At 61.4% G+C, this 18,855-nt stretch carries 19 protein-coding genes; 13 read left to right on the top strand and 6 right to left on the bottom strand.

Annotated elements, in window-relative coordinates:
- The first annotated feature begins 57 nt into the window (after positions 1–57).
- Both desA and BLU26_RS12750 read left to right on the top strand, forming a co-directional pair.
- A complete protein-coding gene (gene desA / locus BLU26_RS12755; protein WP_092287252.1) occupies positions 58–1,242 on the top strand; it encodes a delta-9 fatty acid desaturase DesA in 1,185 nt (394 codons plus the stop codon).
- A 99-nt stretch (positions 1,243–1,341) separates the two neighbouring features.
- Complete coding sequence (locus BLU26_RS12750) at positions 1,342–2,232, top strand: peptidoglycan DD-metalloendopeptidase family protein (protein WP_092287250.1); 891 nt, start codon at positions 1,342–1,344, stop codon at positions 2,230–2,232.
- Between the two features lie 87 nt (positions 2,233–2,319).
- On the opposite strand, the gene rpmG is transcribed toward BLU26_RS12750, so the two are convergent.
- The 3 genes from rpmG to radC form a co-directional block, all read right to left on the bottom strand.
- Complete coding sequence (gene rpmG / locus BLU26_RS12745) at positions 2,320–2,475, bottom strand: 50S ribosomal protein L33 (RefSeq protein WP_092287248.1); 156 nt, start codon at positions 2,473–2,475, stop codon at positions 2,320–2,322.
- 11 nt (positions 2,476–2,486) lie between these two features.
- Positions 2,487–2,723, bottom strand: coding sequence for a 50S ribosomal protein L28 (gene rpmB, locus BLU26_RS12740; RefSeq protein WP_092287246.1), 237 nt, complete (start codon positions 2,721–2,723; stop codon positions 2,487–2,489).
- A 249-nt stretch (positions 2,724–2,972) separates the two neighbouring features.
- Positions 2,973–3,647: a RadC family protein gene (gene radC / locus BLU26_RS12735; protein ID WP_092287244.1), complete on the bottom strand. Its 675-nt coding sequence runs from the start codon at positions 3,645–3,647 to the stop codon at positions 2,973–2,975.
- Positions 3,648–3,833: 186 nt separating this feature from the next.
- Here radC and coaBC point away from each other — a divergent pair, with 186 nt between their 5' ends.
- From coaBC to BLU26_RS12710, 5 genes are all read left to right on the top strand, one after another.
- Positions 3,834–5,060 (top strand): bifunctional phosphopantothenoylcysteine decarboxylase/phosphopantothenate--cysteine ligase CoaBC, encoded by a 1,227-nt coding sequence (gene coaBC / locus BLU26_RS12730; RefSeq protein WP_092287242.1) that lies wholly within the window; start codon positions 3,834–3,836, stop codon positions 5,058–5,060.
- Complete coding sequence (gene dut / locus BLU26_RS12725; protein WP_092287240.1) at positions 5,060–5,515, top strand: dUTP diphosphatase; 456 nt, start codon at positions 5,060–5,062, stop codon at positions 5,513–5,515. Before coaBC ends, dut begins: the two co-directional genes overlap by 1 nt.
- 70 nt (positions 5,516–5,585) lie before the next feature.
- Entirely contained in the window at positions 5,586–8,105 is a 2,520-nt protein-coding gene (locus tag BLU26_RS18835) for a phosphomannomutase/phosphoglucomutase (RefSeq protein ID WP_092287238.1), read from the top strand.
- A gap of 26 nt (positions 8,106–8,131) precedes the next feature.
- Positions 8,132–9,037, top strand: a complete 906-nt coding sequence (argB, locus tag BLU26_RS12715; protein WP_092287236.1) for an acetylglutamate kinase — start codon at positions 8,132–8,134, stop codon at positions 9,035–9,037.
- A gap of 2 nt (positions 9,038–9,039) precedes the next feature.
- Positions 9,040–9,477, top strand: coding sequence for an acyl-CoA thioesterase (locus BLU26_RS12710; protein WP_092287234.1), 438 nt, complete (start codon positions 9,040–9,042; stop codon positions 9,475–9,477).
- Between the two features lie 29 nt (positions 9,478–9,506).
- Here BLU26_RS12710 and BLU26_RS12705 read toward each other — a convergent pair whose 3' ends face one another.
- Both BLU26_RS12705 and pyrE read right to left on the bottom strand, forming a co-directional pair.
- Positions 9,507–10,109, bottom strand: coding sequence for a DUF4124 domain-containing protein (locus BLU26_RS12705; RefSeq protein ID WP_157719365.1), 603 nt, complete (start codon positions 10,107–10,109; stop codon positions 9,507–9,509).
- Between the two features lie 147 nt (positions 10,110–10,256).
- The gene (pyrE, locus tag BLU26_RS12700) at positions 10,257–10,901 is read right to left on the bottom strand and encodes an orotate phosphoribosyltransferase (RefSeq protein ID WP_092287230.1); all 645 of its coding nucleotides are present in this window, start codon (positions 10,899–10,901) and stop codon (positions 10,257–10,259) included.
- A 72-nt stretch (positions 10,902–10,973) separates the two neighbouring features.
- On the opposite strand from pyrE, the gene BLU26_RS12695 reads away from it, so the two are divergent.
- The 6 genes from BLU26_RS12695 to BLU26_RS12670 all read left to right on the top strand — a co-directional run bounded on the left by BLU26_RS12695 (position 10,974) and on the right by BLU26_RS12670 (position 18,150).
- On the top strand, positions 10,974–11,753 hold the full coding sequence (locus BLU26_RS12695; protein WP_092287228.1) for an exodeoxyribonuclease III: 780 nt from the start codon (positions 10,974–10,976) through the stop codon (positions 11,751–11,753).
- A gap of 171 nt (positions 11,754–11,924) precedes the next feature.
- A complete protein-coding gene (locus tag BLU26_RS12690) occupies positions 11,925–13,175 on the top strand; it encodes an MFS transporter (protein ID WP_092287226.1) in 1,251 nt (416 codons plus the stop codon).
- Between the two features lie 44 nt (positions 13,176–13,219).
- Complete coding sequence (locus tag BLU26_RS12685) at positions 13,220–15,193, top strand: TonB-dependent receptor domain-containing protein (RefSeq protein WP_157719364.1); 1,974 nt, start codon at positions 13,220–13,222, stop codon at positions 15,191–15,193.
- A 104-nt stretch (positions 15,194–15,297) separates the two neighbouring features.
- Entirely contained in the window at positions 15,298–16,314 is a 1,017-nt protein-coding gene (locus BLU26_RS12680; RefSeq protein WP_092287224.1) for a FecCD family ABC transporter permease, read from the top strand.
- A 1-nt stretch (position 16,315) separates the two neighbouring features.
- Positions 16,316–17,365 carry a FecCD family ABC transporter permease gene (locus BLU26_RS12675; protein ID WP_092287222.1) on the top strand — a complete coding sequence of 350 codons (1,050 nt, stop codon included), beginning with the start codon at positions 16,316–16,318 and terminating at the stop codon, positions 17,363–17,365.
- A complete protein-coding gene (locus BLU26_RS12670) occupies positions 17,365–18,150 on the top strand; it encodes an ABC transporter ATP-binding protein (RefSeq protein ID WP_092287220.1) in 786 nt (261 codons plus the stop codon). Before BLU26_RS12675 ends, BLU26_RS12670 begins: the two co-directional genes overlap by 1 nt.
- Here the strand turns inward: BLU26_RS12670 and BLU26_RS12665 are convergent, their stop codons facing one another.
- Entirely contained in the window at positions 18,151–18,831 is a 681-nt protein-coding gene (locus BLU26_RS12665; RefSeq protein WP_157719363.1) for a 4'-phosphopantetheinyl transferase family protein, read from the bottom strand.
- Positions 18,832–18,855 lie beyond the last annotated feature (24 nt).

The raw sequence follows: 18,855 nt of genomic DNA, 5'->3' as shown, positions 1-18,855 counted from the left end.
CATAATCGGCCGGGCAGGCCTTTTCGCCTGCCCATTCTAGCGAGGTAATGCAGCTCTATGTGGTACAACGGCTTACTCAACCCATCCGGCTGGCAGGTATTGGCCGTGATTCTGGTTCTGACGCACATTACCATTGTCAGCGTCACCGTCTACCTGCACCGTTATTCCGCTCACCGGGCGCTGGAACTGCACCCGGCGCTCAAACACTTTTTCCGTTTCTGGTTGTGGCTCACCACCAGCATGAACACCCGCGAGTGGACCGCCATCCACCGCAAGCACCACGCCAAGTGCGAAACCCCGGACGATCCGCACAGCCCGGTGCACAAGGGCCTGAGCACTGTGCTGCGCAAAGGCGCCGAGCTTTACATGGAAGAGGCGAAGAACGAGGACACCCTGCGCATCTACGGCAAGAACTGCCCGGATGACTGGATCGAACGCAACCTTTACAGCCGCTTTCCGATTGCCGGTGTGACCCTTATGGCGCTGATTGATCTGGCGCTGTTCGGCGTGCTCGGCATCACCGTATGGGCCATTCAGATGATCTGGATCCCGGTTTTTGCCGCCGGCGTGATCAACGGTCTGGGTCACGCCATGGGCTACCGCAACTTCGAGTGTCGCGACGCCGCCACCAATATTTCGCCCTGGGGCATCCTGATTGGCGGCGAAGAGCTGCACAACAATCACCACACCTATCCCAACTCCGCCAAGCTGTCGGTGAAGAAGTGGGAGTTTGACATGGGCTGGATGTGGATTCGCCTGTTCAGCCTGCTGGGCCTGGCCTCGGTGCGTCGCACCGCTCCGATCGCGCATCAGGTTGCCGGCAAGCAGACACTGGACATGGATACCGCCATGGCCATCCTCAACAACCGCTTCCAGATCATGGCACAGTACCGCAAGCTGGTGATCAAGCCGCTGGTGCGCCAGGAAATCCAGAAGGTAGACGAGTCCGTCCGCCACCTGTTCCGACGCGCCAAGCGCCTGCTCAGCCGCGAGACCAGCCTGCTGGACGACAAGCATCAGGCGCGCATCGATACCATGCTGACGCACAGTCAGGCGCTCAAGGTGATCTACGAGAAGCGGCTGGCACTGCAACAGATCTGGGGTCGTACCAGCGCCAATGGCCACGACATGCTGCAAGCACTGAAAGACTGGTGTCAGCAAGCCGAGGAAAGCGGCATCAAGGCGCTGCAGGACTTTGCCGGCTCACTGCGCACCTATTCCCTGCAACCCAGCGCAGCCTGAACCAAACGTTGAATGCGGCTCGTCACGGGCCGCGTTCGGCGCTAGACTGCGGGTACAAGCGCTCAATAACATCTGCCAATAATTCAAAGGTAGCAACGGATGCGTGCCTTACTGCTCCTTCTCCCTCTGCTGATCAGCCCCTTTGCGATGGCCGGCAGCATCTACAAATACACCGATGCCAACGGTGTGACGACCTATACCGACAAGAAAACCGCCGGCGCTGAAGTCATCGTGTTTCGTGATGCCATGGTCGAGAACGTGGATCGTCAGGTCTACGTCACCAAGCGCAGCCACGCGGGCGGGGAAACCCTGATCGTACATAACGACCTGTATGCCCCGGTCGAGATCAAACTCAGCATCAGCAACGCACAGAACGTGACCGGCGTACCGCGCGAGCCGATCACCTGGGTCATGCAGCCACGTCAGGAGCTGCGCCTGGTCACCCTGCAGCCCACCGGCACCGGCGCGGTACATTACGATTACAAGCTGGAGCATGCCCTGGGCGATCCGCGCGCCGAGCAGTCACTCACCTACTATCCGCTGCCTTGGCGTGGCGGCCCCTTCCGGCTGACCCAGGGTCCCGGCGGGCGCTATAGCCACACCGGCATCAAGGGCCGCTATGCGATGGATATCGCCATGCCGGAAGGCACACCCATCGTAGCTGCCCGCAGCGGCATGGTAATCAAGACCGAAAACAGCCAGACCGGCCGCGGCAACAACCCTTCCGGCAACTTCGTGCGCCTGCTGCACGACGACGGCACCATGAGCGTCTATCTGCATCTCAAGCGCGGCTCGGTACGTGTCGCCGAAGGTCAGCGCATCAGCACCGGCCAACTGCTCGCCCTGTCAGGCAATACCGGCAACAGCACCGGCCCGCACCTGCACTTTGTCGTGCAGAAGAACGTCGGCCTGCAGACCGTGTCGATCCCCTTCGAGTTTGCCCAGCCGGTTGATGGCCTGCCCAACTTTGCCGTGGGTGGCGAGCCCTGAGGTTAGCCGTAACCACCACCGATCAGCGCCAAACCCCAGACAACAAAAAACCCGCACCAGGCGGGTTTTTGTCAGTCAGCGTCGATCTTATTTGATCTTGGCTTCCTTGTAAGGCACGTGCTTGCGTACAACCGGATCGAACTTCTTGATTTCGATCTTATCGGGAGTAGTACGCTTGTTCTTGTCGGTAGTGTAGAAGTGACCAGTACCGGCAGTAGAAACCAAACGAATCAATTCACGCATGGAACTGCTCCTTAAACTTTTTCGCCGCGGGCGCGGATTTCGTTCAACACTACGTCGATGCCACGCTTGTCGATAATGCGCATGCCCTTGGCAGAAGTGCGCAGACGGACGAAACGTTTTTCCGACTCAACCCAGAAGCGATGGTGCTGCAGGTTAGGCAGAAAACGACGCTTGGTTTTGTTGTTAGCGTGGGAAACATTGTTCCCAGTCACTGGACCTTTACCGGTCACCTGACATACTCGAGACATGGTTAACCCTCTCCAACCAATTGCCCAACCCAAACTGGTTGGAAGCCATAAAAGAATCTGTTGTCCAGCCGGGGCAAGTGGAATTAACCAGCCTGCAAAATACACCAAAACAGGCACAGCCCCGAGAAGAGCGGAGCTTTATACCAAAAACGGCCAGGCCAAGCAACGATTATTCACACTGCAGGCAGACGAGCGGTCAGCCGGCAGACCTCGATTCGGCCGCGGTGGAATGGGCTAAAGCAGCCTGACTCACAGCAGCCCGCGCTCGGCAAAGGACACTGGATCGCCATCGCCGACGATCAGATGATCCAGCACCCGAATATCCAGCAGACCGAGACTTTCCTTTAAACGCCGCGTTAGCTGCAGGTCCGACTGACTGGGCTCGGCCACACCGGACGGGTGATTGTGGGTCAGAATCAGCGCTGCCGCGTTGTGCGCCAGCGCACGCTTGATCACCTCGCGCGGATAGACGCTGGCGCTGTCGAGCGTGCCGCGAAACAGCTCCTCGAAGGCAATCACCCGGTGCTGGTTATCCAGAAACAGGCACGCGAAGACCTCGTGCGGCAACGCCATCAGCCGGCTCTTCAGAAACTGACGTACTGCCCCGGGCGAAGTCAGTGCGCTACCGCGCTTGAGGTCCTCGAACAGATGCCGACGGCCCATCTCGAGCACAGCCTGCAGCTGTGCGTACTTCGCCGGGCCGAGACCGGCATGCCCGCTGAACTCGCGCAAGTCTGCCTGCAACAACCCCCGCAGGCTGCCAAAGCCGTTGAGTAAGTCGCGCGCCAGATCCACCGCGCTGCGTCCCGGTAAACCTGTGCGCAAAAAAATCGCCAGCAGTTCGGCATCCGACAGCGCGGCCGCGCCCTGGGCCAGCAATTTTTCCCGCGGCCGCTCTGCCAGCGGCCAATCCGTTATCGCCATTTATACAGCTCCCTGGCTGCTCCGCGCGTACTTCCCTGCCGCGCGCTATCCACTCCGGCTCCAGCGCTACCGGCCACCGCTGCAAAGCAGCTGCAGCAGGGTCACGCGGAACCAGCCCTGTGCTATCGTAGCGGGCATTTACCGTGTGCTCCATGGGCGCCGGCGCAGCATGAGGGGAAGTTCACAATGCAGCCGTTGATCAACAAACAGGTGGTACTGGGTGTCAGTGGCGGCATTGCCGCCTATAAAAGCGCCGAGCTGATTCGTCGTCTGCGTGACGCTGGCGCCGAAGTGAGGGTGGTGATGACGCAGGCCGCACGTGAGTTCATCACGCCGCTGACCTTACAGGCGCTATCCGGCCACCCGGTGCACGGCGACCTGCTCGACCCCGAGGCCGAGGCAGCCATGGGGCACATTGAGCTGGCGCGCTGGGCTGATCTGGTGCTGATTGCCCCGGCTACCGCCGACCTGATGGCACGCTTGGCGCAAGGCCGCGGTGACGACCTGCTCACCACTCTGGTGTTGGCCACCGATGCTCCCATCGCTCTGGCGCCGGCCATGAACCAGGCCATGTGGCGCGATGCCGCCACCCAGGCCAATCTCGAGTTGCTGCTCGCGCGTGGCGTCAAGGTGTTCGGCCCTGGCAGCGGTGGCCAGGCCTGCGGCGACGTTGGACCGGGACGCATGCTGGAACCTACCGATATCGCCGCCCGCGCCGCCGAATGCTTCCAGCGCGGCAGTCTCAGCGGCAAACACGTGCTGATCAACGCCGGCCCGACCCGCGAAGCCCTAGATCCGGTGCGCTACATATCCAATCACAGCTCGGGCAAGATGGGCTTTGCCCTGGCCGAAGCGGCCGTCGAAGCCGGCGCCCGGGTAACCCTGGTGGCCGGGCCGGTCAACCTGCCAACGCCAGCGCGCGTCGCGCGGGTTGATGTCGTCAGCGCGCAAGACATGCTGGCCGCCTGCGAAGCCGCCCTGCCGGCCGACCTGTTCATTGCCTCCGCCGCCGTGGCGGACTACCGCCCGGCCAACTGCGCCGAGCAGAAGTTGAAAAAGACGCCGGGTAGCGACGATGGCATGACCCTCACCCTGGTGCGCAACCCGGATATTCTCGCCACCCTGGCAGCGCACCCGCAGCGCCCCTGGACCGTTGGCTTTGCCGCCGAGACCCACGACCTGATGACCTACGCTGCCGACAAACTGCAGCGCAAGAATCTTGACCTGATTATCGCCAATGATGTCAGCCAGAGCGGGATCGGCTTTAATAGTGAAGACAACGCCGTCACCCTGATTGATCGCGCGCTGAACAGCAGCGTGCTACCCCGCGCCAGCAAAACCAAGCTGGCACGCGAGATCATTGCCCGCATCGCCGACCTGATGGCGACGACCAACAAGCATAAGGAAGCCTGATGCACGCGCTGCAAGCCAAAGTACTCGACCCCCGCCTCGGCGCTGAATGGCCACTACCCGCTTACGCTACCACCGGCTCTGCCGGCCTTGATTTACGCGCCATGCTGCAGGAGCCTTTGCAATTGCAACCGGGTGAAACCCAGCTGCTGCCGACTGGACTGGCGATCCATATCGCCGACCCCGGTCTGGCTGCGATGATCTTGCCGCGCTCAGGCATGGGCCATAAACACGGCATCGTGCTGGGCAATCTGGTTGGCCTGATCGACTCCGATTATCAGGGCCAACTGATGGTCTCCTGCTGGAACCGTAGCGCCAGCGCCTTCACCATCAATCCGGGTGAGCGCATCGCCCAGCTGGTGCTGGTGCCGGTTTTGCAAGCAAGATTCGAGATCGTTGAGGAGTTCGACGACAGCCAGCGCGGCAGTGGCGGCTTCGGTCACACCGGCAGCCACTGAACCAGCCGGCGCCCCCAAGCTGTAGCTCCACCATGTAGTTCCACATTATTGCAGGGAGGCAGGGACCATAATGAAAATGAAAAAGACCGATGCCAAGGCAGGACTACCCAACACCGCCATTCCACTCGGCATGGCGATCGCCGGCGTTGCCGCTGGCGCGGCCATGCTCTGGCTGGCACTGACCGGCTTTACCGGTCAACGCAACGACGAGCTGATTGAAAGCTACGCCAACCAGCAGCTCGCCGGTCTGAACCAGAGCATGCAGCAACTACAGGCCGACCTGGGCCAACTGGCCAGCAACCCGCAGCTGCAGGTTGCACTCAATCAGGGCGGCAGCGCCACCATAGACCGCCTGCTGCGCTATCAGTTGGCCGACACCCTGGCCATATACACGGCTGCGCCCGGCGATGCCGAGCTGGTATCCAACGAGACCGCGCCGCTGAGCTTTGCCGCGTTGGATATGATCCGCCGGGCCGAGCGCGGCCTGCCGGTGCCGCTGGAAGCCCACAAAGTCGAAGGGGCCTGGCGCCTGTACGGCGTGAAGCCTCTGCGCGCTTCAGAGAAAGCGCCCATCGGCGGCACCCTGACCGGCGTGTTCCAGCTGGAGCGCGTACTCAACGGTCTGCCGGCACTGGCCGCAGACGTGGGCCAGGTGCGGCTGGTGCAGCATTTTCCGGGTGGCCCCGAGCAGGAGCTGTTCAAGCGCGGTAACGGCAAGGGCGCCGTAGTACGCCTCACCAGCAGCAACCCCGCCTGGCACATAGAGTTCCGCGCCGGACCAGGGCTGTCACATAGCAGCGCCGACCCCCTTTTACTGGTGGGTGCAGCGCTGCTGGCACTGCTCGGCGGCCTGTTCGGCATGCTCTGGCTGCAGCGCAGCTGGACGCAAAGCTTGCGAACCGACACCCACACCCTGACCCAGCTGACCCTCGGCCACAAGGCCGCTGGCCTGCTGCTGAGCCCGCTGGAGCCCCTGGCCCAGAACATCATGCAGCTGGTCAAGCGCTCCGGCCAGACGCTCGGCGCCTCGCCCAAACGCGACGACGCCCCCGCCCCGTCGAACAAAGCTGACAAGGCGCCTTCCAAGGGCGCAGAAAGCCTCACCGACCCGCTGTTCCAAGACAACGAGATCCTCGACATCGATATTCTCGATGACGGTGACCCCTTTGCCATGAGCGACGCCAGCAGTCCGACCGCGCCCAGTGGGCCAGCGATCCCCAGCCTGCCGGCGGAAATTTTCCGCGCCTACGATATTCGCGGCGTGGTGGGTAAAAGCCTGACCGAAGAGTACGTCTACTGGCTGGGGCGCAGCATTGGCAGCGCCTCGATCGATGCTGGCGAGTCCCGCGTGATGGTGGCCCGCGACGGCCGCCTGTCCGGGCCGGCGTTGATCGAGCAACTGATCAAGGGCCTGATGGAAAGCGGCTGTGCGGTAACCGATCTGGGCATGGTGCCCACCCCGGTACTGTATTTTGCGACGCACACCACAGGCGCCACCTCCGGCGTCATGCTGACCGGCAGCCACAACCCGCCCGCCTATAACGGCCTGAAGATCGTGGTCGCGGGTGAAACGCTGTCAGGCGACCAGATCAGCGCGCTGAATACTCGCCTGCGGGACAATCAGCTGCACTCCGGCAGCGGCAGTCGCGAGCAGCGCGACATTCTAGGCGACTACCATCAGTACATTCTCGACGACGTAGTGATGGCGCGGCCGCTCAAGGTGGTGGTCGACTGCGGCAATGGCGTTGCCGGCGTGATCGCCCAGCAATTGCTCGAAGGCATCGGCTGCCAGGTGATTCCGCTGTACTGCGAGGTCGACGGGCTGTTCCCCAACCACCATCCCGATCCCGGCAAGCCGGAAAATCTGGTCGAGTTGATCAACACGGTGAAACGCGAGGGAGCTGATCTGGGTGTCGCCTTCGACGGCGATGCGGATCGGCTCGGCTTTGTCACCGAGACCGGCGAGATGATCTATCCCGACCGCCTGATGATGCTGTTTGCCGAAGACATTGTGACTCGCCACCCCGGAGCCGACATCATCTTTGACGTTAAATGCACGCGTCAGTTGCCGGCACTGATCAGCCGCGCCGGCGGGCGTCCGGTAATGTGGAAGTCCGGCCACTCGCTGGTCAAGGCAAAGATGAAGGAAACCGGCGCCCTGCTTGGCGGCGAAATGAGCGGCCATGTGTTCTTCAAGGAGCGCTGGTTCGGGTTTGACGACGGCCTCTATAGCGCCTGCCGCCTGCTGGAAATACTGTCGATGCAAGCGGAATCGGCGAGCACCGTGATGAGTCGCTACCCGGCGGGCCTGAGCACGCCGGAGATCAATCTCACGGTGGGTGAAACGCAAAAGTTCGCGATCATCCAGGCGCTCGGTCAGCAGGCCGACTGGGGCGACGGCAAGGTCACCACGCTGGACGGCATCCGCGTCGACTTCCCCACCAGCTGGGGCTTGATCCGCGCCTCCAACACCACCCCGGTGCTGGTGCTGCGCTTTGAAGCCGAGCAGCAGGACGAGCTGGAACGCGTACAGCAACTATTCCGGGAGCAACTGCAAGCAGCGGCACCCGAGGTTAAAATTACATTCTGACCGACTTCAGGAGAGAGCAGATCACCATGTTGAACCGCGACGCAGCCATACAGGTTTCCAAGGTACTGACCGAGGCGCTGCCCTACATACAGCGTTTTACCGGCAAGACCATCGTCATCAAGTACGGCGGAAACGCGATGGAGAGCGATGAGCTGAAAAACAGCTTCGCCCGCGATATCGTGCTGATGAAAACCGTCGGCATCAACCCGGTGGTGGTGCACGGCGGCGGCCCTCAAATTGGCGACCTGCTGGCGCGCTTGAACATCGAGAGCCACTTCATCGAAGGCATGCGCGTGACTGACACCCAAACCATGGACGTGGTCGAAATGGTGCTCGGCGGCCAGGTGAACAAGGACATCGTCAACCTGATCAACCAGCATGGCGGCAGCGCTATTGGCCTGACCGGCAAGGACGCCGGCCTGATCAAGGCCCGACAGCTGAAAGTCACCCGCAACACTCCCGGCATGGACAAGCCGGAGATCATCGACATCGGCCATGTTGGCGAAGTGGTCGAGATCAACACCAAGTTGATCAACCGCCTGGTCTCCGATGACTACATTCCCGTCATAGCACCCATCGGTGTTGGCGCGGATGGCGCCTCGTACAACATCAATGCCGACCTGGTCGCCGGCAAGGTCGCCGAGGCTCTGCAAGCCGAGAAGCTGATGCTGCTGACCAACATCGCCGGCCTGATGGACAAGTCCGGCAAGGTGCTGACCGGCCTGAGTACCGCACAGGTAGACGAGCTGATTGCCGATGGCACCATTTACGGCGGTATGCTGCCGAAGATCCGCTGCGCGCTGGACGCCGTTCAGGGTGGCGTCAGCAGTGCCATCATCGTCGATGGCCGGGTACCCAATGCCGTGTTGCTGGAGGTCTTCACCGACACCGGGGTTGGCACACTGATCACCAACAAGCAGCCGGACGCCTGAGCATGCAGCCAAGCGAGTTCCGCTTCAGCTATCCGCTCCGGGTACGCTGGTCCGAGGCCGACCTGCAGGGCATCGTGTTCAACGGTCACTACCTGAATTACGCCGACGTCGGCGTCACCGAGTACTACCGTGAGCTGAACGCGGCCAACCCCGGCCGCGACGACCTGTCCGGCAACGAGTTCTTTGCGGTGAAAACCCTGCTGGAATATCGCGCGCCGGCCATGTTCGACGACCTGTTGGACATCCGCCTGCGTGTTTCGCGTCTGGGCAATAGCAGCATGGCCTTCAGCATGGGGATATTCCGGCACGAGACCTTGCTGGTCGAAGGCGAGATTGTCTATGTTCGCGCCGACCAGCAGACGCGGCGGCCACTGCCGATTCCGGCAGGCTTCAAAGAGGCGATAAGGCAGTTTGAGCAGGTAGCTCCGAGCGAAGCCTGACTGCTGTGAGATGCGCGCCCTTTGGGGCGCTACTCGTCGTCGAGCAGGAAATTGAGCCGCTCGCGCTGACGCTCGAAGTCGCTGTTGGTTTCAGCGATTTCCTGCCGTTTTCGACTGATCAGGCGCTGCAGGCGCGCGGTCTCTGAATCCACTGCCGCGAGCTCGGCCAGCACGTCCGGGTCAACCGCACGACCGGCCCGCTCAGCTTGGGCTGCGCGACCTTGCAATTCCTCACGTTCCGCCTGCAGATCTTCGATACTGGCCCGGGAGGCCGTGATCTGATTTTCGATCTGCTGAATCTGGCGGCTTTGCGCCCGTTCCAAATCAGCCGTGCTGCTGTACAGGCGGAGCAGGTTGGCATCGGCGGTATCCTGCGCCTTCTGTGCTTCCAGCGCGGCCCGATTGGCTTCACGCTCAGCCGCCGTGGGCGCAGCCGGCACCACCAGCTTCACGCGGCCCTGAGAATCCAGCACTTCATATCCACGACTGATAAAATGCGGTGGCACCCGGCTATCCAGCACGGTTACACCCTTATCGTCGATATAGCGGTAGAGATCGGCACAGGCCACGCCGGGTCCGGTGACCGCGAGCAGCAACAACGTCCAATCCATTATCCGTTTAAATGCAGGCACATCCTCGTCCTCTGCTTCGGGTTACGCAGCCTTGCGGGCTGTCTTATGGCCAATTGGCATTATATCGGCAAGAGGCAGGCGAAGATTAACCTGTTCCCTTGCCGTTTTGCACCTGTGGCTCGAAGCAAGTACGCCGAGATGGCAGAATCAGATACCGTATTCGGCGCGATAAGCCTCTACCGCGGGCAGGTGCTGCTGTAGCTCGGGATCGTCGGCGATAAAGCTCATCACCTGTTTGAGTGAGACAATGCTGATTACCGGGATGCCGAAATCGCGCTCCACTTCCTGGATCGCAGACAACTCTCCCTGGCCGCGTTCCTGACGGTCCAGCGCGATCATCACGGCAGCCGGTGTTGCTCCCTGCGCTTGAATGATCTGCATCACTTCGCGCACGGCGGTACCGGCGGTAATCACATCATCGATGATCAATACGCGACCTTCCAGCGGCGCGCCAACCAGGGTACCGCCCTCACCATGATCCTTGGCCTCCTTACGATTGAAGCAGTAAGGCAGGTCACGGTCAAAGCTGTCGGCCAACGCCACCGCCGTAACCGCCGCCAGTGGGATGCCCTTGTAGGCGGGTCCGAAGATAACATCAACGTCGCTGAGCTTGCTGTGCACCAGCGCCTGGGCATAAAAACGCCCCAGTCGGCTGAGTGCGCCACCGCTGTTGAATAGCCCGGCATTGAAAAAATAAGGGCTGACGCGCCCAGACTTGAGGGTGAACTCACCGAAGCGCAATACCTCGCGATCCAGTGCAAATCGAATGAATTCCCGCTGATATTCGTGCATCTACACCCTCTTCGTTAACAAAAGTCAATCAAGCTCGGTTATCATACACCCACGTTTTTTGGGGGGCCATGCATGCGAATTATCAGTCTCAACGTCAATGGAGTGAAGGCCGCCGCCGAACGCGGCCTGTTTGACTGGTTGCGCACGCAGGATGCGGACGTCATTTGCCTGCAGGACATTCGCGTCACGGCACCCGAGCTTGAGCAAGATCCGTACTGGATCGACGGCTATTGGCAGTATTGCTTTGAGGCCGAAGTCGCCAACCAGGGCGGTGTGGCCATTTATACCCGTATTGCTCCCAAGGCCATCATAATGGGCCTGGGTTTCGAGTCCGCTGACCGTTACGGCCGCTTCATGCAGGCCGACTTCGACAAAGTCAGCATTGGTTCGCTGCTGCTGCCCTCCGGGCGTGATGGCGACGCCGACCTGAACCAGAAATTCAAGTTCATGGACGACTTTGCCGGCTACCTGAACAAGCAGCGTCGCAAACGTCGTGAGTTCATTTATTGCGGCTCGCTCTATGTTGCCCACCTCAAGCTGGACGTAAAAAACTGGCGCGACTGCCAGAACGAGCCCGGCTTCATGGCACCCGAACGCGCCTGGATGGACGAAATCTACGGCAACATGGGCTACGTCGATGCGGTACGCGAGGTCACCCGCGAGTCCGAGCTCTACAGCTGGTGGCCCAACAGTGAGCAGGCTGAAAACCTGAACCTGGGCCTGCGCTTCGACTACCAGTTCCTTACTCCCGGCCTGCGCCGCTTTGTCAAACAGGCAAAAATTCCGCGCAATGCTCGCTTTTCACAGCACGCGCCGGTGATTGTCGATTACGACTGGACGCTGTCGATCTAACGTCTCAACCCTTTGCTTTGCCGGTAGCAGCCATCTTGGGTGGCTGTTTTACGTTGGGCGTACAGAAAAGCGGGCATAGCGCGCAAAACTAAATGCAAACGATTTGTATTTATTGAGTTATACCCGCTACTCCTTTAGCATGCGGCAACCACTCACCCATGCGACCCAGCCATGACCCCTCCCGCTGCGCCGACTTCTGCCCCTGCTGCGATTCACTTGGCCCTGCTGATCAACACACTGTCGATCGGCTGCCTGATGATGGTCATGCCCCTGGCGGCTGACTTCGTGCGCCAATTGGGCATGCAGGCCGAGTTCAGCGGCTATCTCAGCGGGGGGGCGACCTTGGCAGCCGCGTTGAGCGGGCTGGCGGCCGCACCCTGGCTCGATCGCTTCAACCGCAAACACGCCCTGCTGGTGTTGCTGACAGTGCGATTTGCCTTGCTGCTGGCCTGTGCCTTTGCCGACAGCATCAGCCAGCTGACGTTGCTGTTTGTGCTCTCCGGCTGCGCCGCCGGCCCGCTGGGCGCGGTGCTGATGGCCGGCATGTTGGACCTGATCCCACCCGAGCAGCGCGGACGCAAGCTGGCTTACGTCGCCATGGGCTTTTCGCTGGCGGCAATTATCGCCGTACCGGTCGCGCTGGAGTTGGCCATGCGCTTGGGCTGGCAAAGCCCGTTCGCACTCTTTGGCGGCATTGGCCTGCTGGCCGCGTTAGCCAGTATCTGGCTTTTTCCTTCGCTACCGCCGCAGCCTGCTGGCGGTCGCGGTAGCGTGCGCCAATTGCTGGGTTTGCGCCTGTGCCAGCTGGCGCTACTGGTGTTGTGCGTGCAGATGTTCGGCCATTCTCTGCTGATTCCGCACTTCTCGACTTTCTTCCAGTTCAACCTCAACTTTCCCCGCGCCAGCATCGGCACACTGTTTTTTTGTGGCGGGCTGGCCAGCCTGGTCAGCATGCGCGTGACCGGCGTGTATATCGACAAGGGTCAGGCCGCTGGCGCCGTGTTGCTGACCAGCCTGGCGCTGGCCGCCGTCACCCTGTTTGGCTTCGCTGCGCCGCTGGACTGGTCGCTGTATCTGATTTTTACCCTGTTTATGGCGCTCAGCTCGGCGCGCACCAGCAGCAGCCTGATCGTCATGTCGGCGATTCCGGCGCCACACCAGCGCGCGGCCTTCATGTCATTCCAGAGCACGGTTACCAACATTGCCTCGAGTATCGCCAGCATCGGCTCGGCCCGTTATCTGGTATCCGACGTAGATGGCAGCCTGCAGGGCTTCAATCACCTGGCCTGGGCCAATATCGCCTGCGTACTGGCAGCTTGCTGCGGCGTACTGCTGGTGCTTCAGGGGCTCGCCGCACGCCATCAAGCCGCACCCCATAACAACGAGCCGCGCAGCGGCCAAGCAGAACAAGGAAGTCAGTAACCGTCTGACGGCCTGCACCCATCAGCATGCAAAGGAGCTAAACAATGCACACACCAACAGGATTTACCCGCAACCCGATTCAACGCGCCTTGCTCACCCTCGGCTTGGTCGCCACATCTGGCATGACCCAGGCTCAGGAGCCGGTTGAGCTGAGCACCATGGTGGTTTCCGCTACTCAGACCGAGCACAGCGAACTGAGCGCACCGGCCAGCGTGTCGGTGATCACCCGCGAAGAGTTGGCCGAACGACGCATCGACAATCTGGCCGACGCGGTGGATGAGATGCCCGGCATCAATATCAATCCGTCCTCCACCTACGGCCGCAAGGAAATCAAGATTCGCGGCATGGATTCGGATTACACCCTGCTGCTGGTCAACGGGCGGCGCATCAATTCGCGCGATGCACTCACCTCATCCTATGCCAATGATTTTGACCTCTCTGCCATACCGGTGGCCGCTATTGAGCGCATCGAGGTCATACGCGGGCCTATGTCGTCGCTATACGGTGCCGATGCCATCGGCGGCGTGGTTAACGTGATTTTGCGCAAGCCAACCAATCAAACCGAAGCGTCAGTCGGCTACACCTACGCCCACCCCAGCGAAGGTGACAACGGCGATACCCACAAGGTGAGCGCCTACACCAGTGGCGCGCTGATCGAGGACAAGCTGTTGGCCAACCTGATCCTCGAAGGCCGCGATCAGGCCGCCTGGCAAAGCGAGCAAAGCACCAACCCCAATACCGATTCGCGCGAGCAGCAGCAAATCGGCAGCGTCCTGAGCAACCTCACCTGGCTACTGAACGAGCAGCAGGAGCTGAACCTCGACCTGAGCTACAACCAGGATGAGCGCGATGCGCTGTGGAACAACTCGGGCTTCTCCACGCCGCGCAACCAGCAGGAAATGCAACGAACGACCCTTGGCCTGACCCATGACGGCCGTTGGGACCGCTTCACTACGCGGGCGCGCTATTACTACGAGAACGTGGATCTGGAAGACAACTCCGAGCTGACCGTCGCGGCCAATGGCGGCGTCATCGGAGACATTGAACAGACCAACCACACCCTCGACGGCCAGGTAACCAGCCTGCTGGGCAACCACCTGCTGACCGGCGGTGCCGAATACCGCATCACCGAGCTGGAGCACAACCTCAACCTGCAGGGCGGTGACGTCAAGGTGGATCAAAGCGCCGCCTACCTGCAGGATGAAATCGCCCTTGGTGACCTGAACCTGACCCTCAGCGGGCGCGTAGATCATCACGACGTATACGGCACCGAATTCAGCCCGCGCGCCTACGCGGTCTACAACCTGACTGACAACTGGGTGATCAAGGGCGGCGCTGGCAAGGCGTTCAAGGCGCCGAGCATTGCCCAGTCGGACGAGAACTACGCGGTGGTTGCCTGCCGTGGCATGTGCGTAGTGACCGGTAACCCCAACCTCAAGCCGGAAACCTCAGTCAGCTACGAGCTAGGCACGCTGTACGAGGCAGAGCGCTGGGACGCAGGCATCACCCTGTTCTATAACGACATTGAAGACATGATCGTCAGCGACCAGTGGGGCCCGGGTTATCGCCCACCGGTGATGACCTACTCCAATATCAACAACGCCACCATCCAGGGTGTGGAATTGATGTCCGGCGTAGAACTGACCGACTCCCTCGACCTGACCGGCAACTACACACTGGTGGATGCCACGGATGAAGAAACCAATGAAGAATTGGTACAGACTCCGCAGCACACCGCCAACGCACGTTTGCAATGGCAGGCCACGCGGGTGCTGAATACCTTTGCCAGTTATCAGTACACCGGCAGCCAGCAACTGGCCATTCCGGGCGTCGGCAACACCAAGAGCGATGCCTTCCACACGCTGGACCTGGGCGGCACCGTGCAGGCTACCCGCAACCTCGGCTTCAAATTTGGCGTGACCAACGTGACCGATACCGAGCGTGACGATGTGGCCAGTTCGGTGGATACCATCCTGATGGGTCGTACCGCTTATGTGGGGGTCAGCTACCAGCTGTAAAACAGCTAAAATCGGGGCCTTGTGCCCCGCTTTACAAGTGCAACCAGGCCAGGCCCCGCGCGCGGGGCTTTGCTGTTAGTAACCCGAGAGGAGAACCGCGCCGCATGCCGGCCTACCAACACTTGCTACTGTGGTTTGGCGTTTTCGCGCTCGCGCTCCTGCTTTGTCTGTCGATGGCGACCGGCGCCGGCGTGTATGGCGCGCATGAGGTCGCGGGCTACCTGCTCGGCGATGCCAGCCTGCGTGCGGACGACAAGCTGGCGATGATCATCAATACCCTGCGGCTGCCGCGCACGCTGGCGGCGCTGCTGGTGGGTGGCGGGCTGGCAGTCGCCGCTACGCTGCTGCAAAGTGCCACACGAAACCCGCTGGCTGAGCCCGGCCTGCTGGGAGTCAATGCCGGCGCGGTATTTGGTTTGGTGCTCGGGCTGATTTTCTTCGATGTCGAGTCGGCTCAGGGCTATCTGCTCTGGGCCGGACTCGGCGCGCTGACCGGCAATCTGATAGTGATTGGCCTTGGCAGCATGCTCGGTCAGGCCAGCCCACTGAAACTGATTCTGGTCGGCATGGCGCTGGCAGCGATCTTCGGCGGCCTTTCCAACTTTTTGTTGCTGTCCAACCGTGTCGCGCTGGACCAGTTCCGCTTCTGGAACCTCGGCTCGCTGGCGGCCACCGAGCTACACGCCATGGCCCTGCTCGCACCTTTTGTGCTGACCGCGTTAATTCTGGCCCTGCTGCTATGCCGACAGCTGACGCTGATGCAAATGGGCGACAGTCAGGCGCGAGCGCTGGGCATCCACACGACCTGGGTGCGGGTGGGCGTTTTACTGGCCGCCACCCTATTCACCGCCTGCGCCGTGGCGCTGGCTGGCCCAATCGGTTTTATCGGATTTCTCGCCGCCTACTGCGCACGCCTGATTGAACCCGTTGCCCTGGCGCGACAGGTGGTGTTTTCCGCCCTGCTGGGCTGCCTGTTTCTGCTACTGGCCGACATTCTCGCCCGCTGGCTGATCCAGCCTTTCGAGTTGCCGGTCGGTACCCTGCTCGCGCTGATCGGCGCCCCGGTATTGATTGCCGTGGTACTGCGCGGCGGCTTTCGCTCCCTGTTGTCGGTCAAATAGCATGTCGAAATCCTACTGCGCCCCCACCGGATACTGGCTGCTGCGCCTTGGCAGCCGAACGCTGTTGTTCAACCAGCGCGCCTGGCTGGTTGCGCTGATCATGCTGCTGTTGCTGGCCGCCGTGGCGCTGACCGCGCTCAGCCTGGGGTCCGGCAAGATGACCGCCGGTCAGGCGCTGCAGACACTGCTCGGCCAGGGCAACCGTCTGCAGGAATTGATGCTGTTTCGCATCCGCTTGCCGCGCGTCCTCGCGGTGATCGTGGCGGGCGCGGCATTGGGGTTGTCCGGCTGTCTGATCCAGACACTGGTACGCAACCGTCTGGCGACGCCCGACATGATCGGCGTCAATGAAGGCGCGACCCTGTCGATCGTGATTTTCTCGCTCTACCTTACGCTCGGCAGCTGGCCCTGGTGGGCTGCGCCGCTGGGCGCCGGCTTTGCCGCCCTGGTGCTGTTCAGTTTGTGCCGGCGGCCGGGTGAGCAGAGTTATCTGTTTATCGTCGTGGGTATCGGCCTGTCGGAGATGTTCAACGCCATCGGCGATTTTGCCATGTCGCGCCAAGCCCTGGTGCACCTGGGCAGCCTGTACCTGTGGACCATGGGCAACTTTTCTGGCCAGGCCTACGCCAACCTCACGCCCATCACCCTGCTACTGGCCGCACTCTGCCCACTGCTGATCTGGCTCAGCCGTCCGCTGGCGCTGCTGCGCTTCAGTGATGCCACAGCGCAGAATCTGGGTATTCGGGTACCGCTGCTGCAACTGGGCATTCTGGCGCTGGCTATCGCTGTGGCGGGGCTGGGTACCGCGATTGGCGGGCCGGTGATTTTCATCGCCATGGCCGCGCCGATTATCGCCTCCTGGCTCACCGGCGGCAGCAGCGTGCCACTGTGGGTCGCGGCACTGGGCGGCGCTGTTTTGCTGCTGGCCAGCGATACGCTGGTGCGCGTACTGGCGCATCCGCATGAAGTGCCAACGGGCATCATGACACGCATCATTGGCGGCTTTCTGCTGCTGTTTCTTCTGTTCAAGGACCGCCGGTGGGCTGACTGATGAGTATTATCAGCGTTAATGACCTGCACTTTTCCTATCAAAGCAAAGCCGTGCTGCAGAAGGTCAATCTGCAGATACCGCAAGGCAAGCTGGTCGGCATTGTCGGCCCCAACGGCAGCGGGAAGTCTACGCTGCTGAAGCTGTTGGCGCGGCAGATTCACCAGCAGCGCGGCGAGATTCTGCTGCAGGGCTCCCATCTCGCCAGCTACAGCATGAAAGCCCTGGCCAAGGTACTCGCCTATCTGCCCCAGCACCCGATCCTGGCCAACGGCATTCGCGTCGAACAACTGGTGCACTACGGCCGGCACCCCCATCAGGGCTGGCTCAACCAGTGGAGCGCCGAGGACGCACGCCAGGTCGCGGCGGCCTGCGAGCGCATGCAGCTGCAGGACATACTGCAGCAAAACGCCAGCTCGCTGTCCGGCGGCCAGGCCCAGCGCGCCTGGCTGGCCATGATCCTGGCGCAGAATACCGAGATAGTACTGCTCGACGAACCCACCAGTGCGCTGGATATCGGTCATCAGACCGAGGTAATGGAAGCCATTGCCCAGATCACCGCCGAAGGCAAGACGGTGCTGCTGGTAATCCACGATCTGGGCATGGCCGCGCGCTACTGCGATGAGTTGATCGCACTGTCTGACGGCCAGGTGCAAGCCGTTGGTCCAGCCCGTGAGGTCATCACCAAGGATTTGGTAGACCGGCTGTATCACACTGATGTGGATATTCTGGCCGCGCCCGGCGACGGCGCGCCGGTGATCGTGCCCAGACGCCGAAGCCAGGTTTGATCAGCCCGCCAGCAACGTCAGCAGCTGGTTGCCCAGCGGCAGCCAGTGCAAAGTAAAGCAGCTGCCGGCGGGCAGCGCCGGACTCAGTGACTGGCGCAATACCAGCTGCAATTGCTGTTGTTGCGGTTGCAGCGCCAGAACCTCGGCATCCAGAAAATCAAAGTAACGACCCACTTGTGGATAGAGCGCCTTGAACAGGCTTTCCTTGGCGGAAAATACCAGTGTCAGTTGCTGCGCAAAATTACCGCTCTGGCGTAGCAACTGCGCCTCCTGAGCGGTAACGATGCCCGGCCATAGCTGCTCGGCCAGCGCTGCCTCCAGCAGGCTTTCCAGGTCCACACCCAGACCGCCACCCTGCGCGGGGCGCACCACGCACAGAGCCAGTTCCGCACTGTGGCTGATGCTGCCCTGGGCGCCAGCCGGCCATAGGGGCGCGCGCGACTCGCCAATATCGACCGGTTGATCAATCGACAAACCAGCCAAAGCCGAGCGCGCTGCCAGTCGGCCAGCCAGAAACTCCGCCTGCCGCTTGGCTACTGAACGTTCAACCGACTGCGGCAACGGCAGCTGTGCCTCAACAAACAGCGCCGGGCAGTAATGCTCGCGGGCAAAGCGCAGCGCATGAATCTGCACGCCCTGCAGGTTCAGTACAAAACGCTCGGTAACAAAGGAGTTCAACAACAGCGGCGCATCCTCGGCAAAACA

The sequence above is a fragment of the Halopseudomonas sabulinigri genome (assembly GCF_900105255.1).
GTDB classification, from domain to species: Bacteria; Pseudomonadota; Gammaproteobacteria; order Pseudomonadales; family Pseudomonadaceae; genus Halopseudomonas; species Halopseudomonas sabulinigri.
The sequence above is the reverse complement of the archived record's forward strand: the minus strand, read 5'-3'. Positions and strand labels throughout refer to the sequence as shown.

Excerpts from the sequence above, each read along its gene's own strand:
- desA (WP_092287252.1), top strand. The coding sequence starts at position 58 with ATGTGGTACAACGGCTTACTCAACCCATCCGGCTGGCAGGTATTGGCC.
- BLU26_RS12750 (WP_092287250.1), top strand. The coding sequence starts at position 1,342 with ATGCGTGCCTTACTGCTCCTTCTCCCTCTGCTGATCAGCCCCTTTGCG.
- rpmG (WP_092287248.1), bottom strand. The coding sequence starts at position 2,475 with ATGCGTGAATTGATTCGTTTGGTTTCTACTGCCGGTACTGGTCACTTC.
- rpmB (WP_092287246.1), bottom strand. The coding sequence starts at position 2,723 with ATGTCTCGAGTATGTCAGGTGACCGGTAAAGGTCCAGTGACTGGGAAC.
- radC (WP_092287244.1), bottom strand. The coding sequence starts at position 3,647 with ATGGCGATAACGGATTGGCCGCTGGCAGAGCGGCCGCGGGAAAAATTG.
- coaBC (WP_092287242.1), top strand. The coding sequence starts at position 3,834 with ATGCAGCCGTTGATCAACAAACAGGTGGTACTGGGTGTCAGTGGCGGC.
- dut (WP_092287240.1), top strand. The coding sequence starts at position 5,060 with ATGCACGCGCTGCAAGCCAAAGTACTCGACCCCCGCCTCGGCGCTGAA.
- BLU26_RS18835 (WP_092287238.1), top strand. The coding sequence starts at position 5,586 with ATGAAAATGAAAAAGACCGATGCCAAGGCAGGACTACCCAACACCGCC.
- argB (WP_092287236.1), top strand. The coding sequence starts at position 8,132 with ATGTTGAACCGCGACGCAGCCATACAGGTTTCCAAGGTACTGACCGAG.
- BLU26_RS12710 (WP_092287234.1), top strand. The coding sequence starts at position 9,040 with ATGCAGCCAAGCGAGTTCCGCTTCAGCTATCCGCTCCGGGTACGCTGG.
- pyrE (WP_092287230.1), bottom strand. The coding sequence starts at position 10,901 with ATGCACGAATATCAGCGGGAATTCATTCGATTTGCACTGGATCGCGAG.
- BLU26_RS12695 (WP_092287228.1), top strand. The coding sequence starts at position 10,974 with ATGCGAATTATCAGTCTCAACGTCAATGGAGTGAAGGCCGCCGCCGAA.
- BLU26_RS12690 (WP_092287226.1), top strand. The coding sequence starts at position 11,925 with ATGACCCCTCCCGCTGCGCCGACTTCTGCCCCTGCTGCGATTCACTTG.
- BLU26_RS12685 (WP_157719364.1), top strand. The coding sequence starts at position 13,220 with ATGCACACACCAACAGGATTTACCCGCAACCCGATTCAACGCGCCTTG.
- BLU26_RS12680 (WP_092287224.1), top strand. The coding sequence starts at position 15,298 with ATGCCGGCCTACCAACACTTGCTACTGTGGTTTGGCGTTTTCGCGCTC.
- BLU26_RS12675 (WP_092287222.1), top strand. The coding sequence starts at position 16,316 with ATGTCGAAATCCTACTGCGCCCCCACCGGATACTGGCTGCTGCGCCTT.
- BLU26_RS12670 (WP_092287220.1), top strand. The coding sequence starts at position 17,365 with ATGAGTATTATCAGCGTTAATGACCTGCACTTTTCCTATCAAAGCAAA.